Source organism: Mesorhizobium sp. M7A.F.Ca.AU.002.02.1.1 (genome assembly GCF_003998535.1).
In the GTDB taxonomy this organism is placed as follows: Bacteria; Pseudomonadota; Alphaproteobacteria; order Rhizobiales; family Rhizobiaceae; genus Mesorhizobium; species Mesorhizobium ciceri.
On the sequence record NZ_RZPB01000582.1, the window covers coordinates 1 to 3,782 of the forward strand.

The 3,782-nt window shown below is 62.9% G+C and carries 4 protein-coding genes and 1 pseudogene; 4 read left to right on the forward strand and 1 reads right to left on the reverse strand.

Annotated features, from left to right (window positions below; all coding sequences use genetic code 11):
* The 4 genes and pseudogenes from EN879_RS27180 to EN879_RS27195 form a co-directional block, all read left to right on the forward strand.
* Positions 1 to 227: pseudogene (locus EN879_RS27180) on the forward strand (Ldh family oxidoreductase); the annotation flags it as partial.
* A gap of 240 nt (positions 228 to 467) precedes the next feature.
* Entirely contained in the window at positions 468 to 749 is a 282-nt protein-coding gene (locus EN879_RS27185; protein ID WP_013528193.1) for a hypothetical protein, read from the forward strand.
* Positions 750 to 945: 196 nt separating this feature from the next.
* Positions 946 to 1,398: a DoxX family protein gene (locus EN879_RS27190; RefSeq protein ID WP_013528194.1), complete on the forward strand. Its 453-nt coding sequence runs from the start codon at positions 946 to 948 to the stop codon at positions 1,396 to 1,398.
* A gap of 93 nt (positions 1,399 to 1,491) precedes the next feature.
* Positions 1,492 to 2,469, forward strand: a complete 978-nt coding sequence (locus EN879_RS27195) for a complex I NDUFA9 subunit family protein (RefSeq protein ID WP_024501904.1) — start codon at positions 1,492 to 1,494, stop codon at positions 2,467 to 2,469.
* A 29-nt stretch (positions 2,470 to 2,498) separates the two neighbouring features.
* Here EN879_RS27195 and EN879_RS27200 read toward each other — a convergent pair.
* Positions 2,499 to 3,782, reverse strand: a 1,284-nt coding sequence (locus tag EN879_RS27200) for a cytochrome P450 (protein WP_164774601.1), incomplete at its 5' end; no start/stop codon positions are given.

Consider the following 3,782-nt stretch of genomic DNA (forward strand, 5'->3'; position numbering starts at 1 on the left):
GCCCCGGCACGGGACTGTTCGTGCTTGCTATCGAACCCAAGCTGCTCGATCCAGATTTCGAGCAACGAATGAAGGACCAGCTTGACCGGCTGCGGCGGCGCTTCGGCGTGCATGTGCCCGGTCGTGCCCGCGCAGAGGCCGCCGAGAAGGCGCAAGCGCGCGGCATTACCGCATCGAAGGCCGTGGTGCAGCGCATTTCCGAATTCGCTGCACGCTATTCTTCCTGAATATTATTAAATATCAATTAGTTATCTGGAATTCGTCCGCCGCAGGCGCGGCGCAGTGCGATTTTCTTTGCGCGCCGCTGAACCTTTCCGCGCCTTGCTGCGACCCAGCTTTGTCCAGGGCAAGGCGAGCTTGCCCGATCCACACCGAGGGAAGCAGCAAACCGAAATCGAAAGCCTGCATCACGCGAAGGCCGGTCCTTCGCGCTTCGGAAAACTCAACCCAAATCAAAGGAAATTGCCATGACCAACACCAAGATCACCATGCTGACCGCCGTCCTTCTGCTCGGCTCGTTCATGGGCGCCACACAGGCAGCCACCCTGAAGGCCGCACCGGTCAAGCCGTCCAGCCCGGGTGTCATCGCTGCCCCGAGCGGCGGGGCCACCGAAGACCACTACTGCAAGAACGGCCATGCAAAATTCGCCAATTGCAGCGCTGATTTCGTCGCCGCCTGCAAGAAGGTTGGTGGCACCATGTCGGATGTTCAGGGCTGGGGTGGGCGTACTTGCTTCACGCCCTCCTGATACCGTCTCAGGTCAGGCCGCGCCGTCGGCCCCTGGCTTCGCATGGATGTCACCCGGAAAACCCCGCTTCGGCGGGGTTTTCTGCGTTTTGATCGCACGATGGTAAAACATTCTCGTTTTGGTCAACTTTTGTTTATTTGACTTCGACCAACCTGATCGGCCGTTTGCGCTGATTGAGCAAAACAGAGGAGCTACAATGTCGGCAAGCACGGACAATCCCCGCAACGCCCTTGTCATCCCGGTCCTTGGCAGGTTTTACGCGGCCCTGCACGATGGTGCCGAAACCGTTCTTCGCGTCGTCGCCGGCGGGTTTCTCGCCATCCACGGTTCGCAGAAGATCACCAATCCTTTCGGCGCTGCCGAGATGGTCGAGGGTCTCGGCTTCTATCCGGGCGCGTTGTGGTCGTTGCTTCTGGCCTGCACTGAATTCTTTGGCGGCATCTTCATCGCCATCGGCTTTTTGACGCGGCCGGCCGCCTTTGCCGGCCTGTTCGTGCTGCTGGTCACGGTCTGGTTCCACTGGGTCACCATGGGCCAAGGCTATTCGGGTGCGGAAAAGTCGCTGCTGTGGGCAGCGATCCTGCTCTTCTTCGTCATTCGCGGCGGCAACCGCCATTCGGTCGACAACCGTATCGGCAAAGCGTTCTGACAGGCTGATAGCGACGACGCGTCGCCCTTTGCCTTTGGCACGAAACGGATTATGAAACGGCTTCAGCCAAGCCTGCGAGCGCCGGAGCCAGCCATGACCGAAATCCTGCAGACCCCAAAGCTCGTCGTCGTCTTTGGCGGGTCAGGCTTTGTCGGCCGCCATGTCGTGCGCGCGTTGGCCAAGCGCGGCTATCGCATCCGGGTCGCCTGCCGGCGGCCCGATCTCGCCGGCCATTTGCAGCCGCTCGGCAATGTCGGCCAGATCCAGCCGGTCCAGGCCAATGTGCGCGTGCGCTGGTCGGTAGACCGCGCCGTGCAAGGCGCCGACCATGTCGTCAATCTGGTCGCCATCCTGCATGAGAGCGGCCGGCAGAAATTCTCCGCCGTGCACGAGTTCGGCGCCCGCGCAGTGGCCGAGGCCGCGCGCTCGGTCGGCGCCGGCCTGACCCACATTTCTGCGCTTGGCGCCGATCTGGACTCCGAATCAGACTACGCGCGCACCAAGGCGCTTGGCGAAAAGGCTGTGCTGGAGACGATCAAGGACGCCGTGATCTTCCGGCCGTCGATCAATTTCGGACCCGAAGACGGCTTCTTCAACCGCTTCGCCAACATGGCGCGCTATTCGCCGGTGCTGCCGCTGATCGGCGGCGGCCAGACCAAGTTTCAGCCGGTCTATGTCGGCGACGTGGCCGAAGCGGTGGCGCGCTCGGTCGACGGCAAGGTGGATGGCGGCCAGATCTATGAACTCGGCGGACCGAAGGTGCTCACCTTCAAGCAGTGTATGGAAGAGCTGCTCGACGTGATCGAGCGCAAGCGGCTGCTGGTGCCGGTTCCGTGGTGGGTGGCCAACATCCAGGCCTCGATCCTCGGTCTCCTGCCCAACCCGCTGCTGACCAAGGACCAGGTGATGCAGCTGCGCGAGCACAACATCGTTTCGGACGCCGCCAACCAGACCAACAGGACGCTTGCGGGGCTAGGCATCCAGCCGCAGTCGATCGCGACGATCCTGCCCAGCTATCTCTGGCGCTACCGCGCCGCCGGCCAGTTCCAGCAACGCAAGCCCGCGGCCTAATTCGGCGCAACTGCCTGAAGGTGTCACGCCTAACGCGGCGTGACCTGCATCGGTAGACCGCCTTGCGGCTGCGTGGTCAGTTTCTGTACCGGCCAGGGTTTCGTTTCGGCGGTGGTGTCGAAGCGGAAGCGCGACAGCATGATCGCCAGCGCGATGATCGCCTCCTGCATGGCGAAGCTGGCGCCGATGCAGACGCGTGGGCCGGCGCCAAACGGCAGATACTGGAAGCGGTCGATCTTTTCGCGATTTCCCGGGTGGAAGCGTTCCGGCAGGAAGGCATCCGGCCGGTCCCACAGTTTCCTGTGGCGATGCACGACCCAAGGCATCACCAGCACCGCGGCGTGCTTGGGGATATGAAGATCCTTCCACATTTCCGGTTCGATCGGCTCGCGGTTGATCGACGGCGCCGGCGGATAGAGCCTGAGCGCTTCGTCGAAAGCCGCGCGCGTGAAGGGCATGGCATCGAGCCATTTCGTCGGATCGGGCTCGCGCGCCAGCACCTGGTCGATCTCCTGCTCGACCCGGTTGCGCTCCCACGGTGATTCAGCCAGGCAATAGAGCGTCCAGCCGAGCGCACGCGCCGTCGTCTCATGGCCGGCGCCGATGAAGGTGATGATATTGTCCTCGACCTCGGCCCGCGTCAGTCCGTCGGGTCCCTCGGCCTTGAGCAGCAGTGTCAGGAAATCCTGCGGCACGGCATCGGGATCGCGCTTGAATTTCGCTTCGCGCATCTTGACCGTGTCGGTGACGATCTTGCGGAAATAGGCCATGGTCTTGCGGCCACGGATGCGGGTCAGCCTCGGCAGCCAGTCGGGCGCACGCAACAGGTCGAGCGGATCGACGCGACCCATGGTCTCGAACAGGCGGTCGATCTCGTTGGCGAAACTGCCGGGCTCGCCTGATATCTCGCCGGAAAACAGCGTCTCGGCCAGGATGTCATAAGTGAGCAGCGTCATGTCATGGGCGATGTCAGACGTGCCGCCGTCTTCGTAACGGGTGACGAAGTCCTGCGTGCGCCTCAGCATCGGCTGGGCGAAGCCGAAGATGTGGCGCGGCGTGAACACCGGCGCCATCGCCTTGCGCGACCGCTTCCAGACCTCGCCCTCGGCGGTGAGCAGGCCGTCGCGCAGGATCGGCCGCAGGATCTTCTGGCGCACCGTCGCCATCTTGTAGTTCCTGGCGTTGTCGACCAGCACATGCCGGATCAGGGCGGGATCATTGGCGACGATCAGATGTCCGCCAACGCCGTTCGCCGAGATCCACGGCTCGTTGTAGGTATGCTCACCCCACAATTCGAGCGGGTTGCGGTAGAC

Coding starts and splice junctions, on each gene's coding strand:
- EN879_RS27185 (WP_013528193.1), top strand. CDS start 468: ATGACCAACACCAAGATCACCATGCTGACCGCCGTCCTTCTGCTCGGC.
- EN879_RS27190 (WP_013528194.1), top strand. CDS start 946: ATGTCGGCAAGCACGGACAATCCCCGCAACGCCCTTGTCATCCCGGTC.
- EN879_RS27195 (WP_024501904.1), top strand. CDS start 1,492: ATGACCGAAATCCTGCAGACCCCAAAGCTCGTCGTCGTCTTTGGCGGG.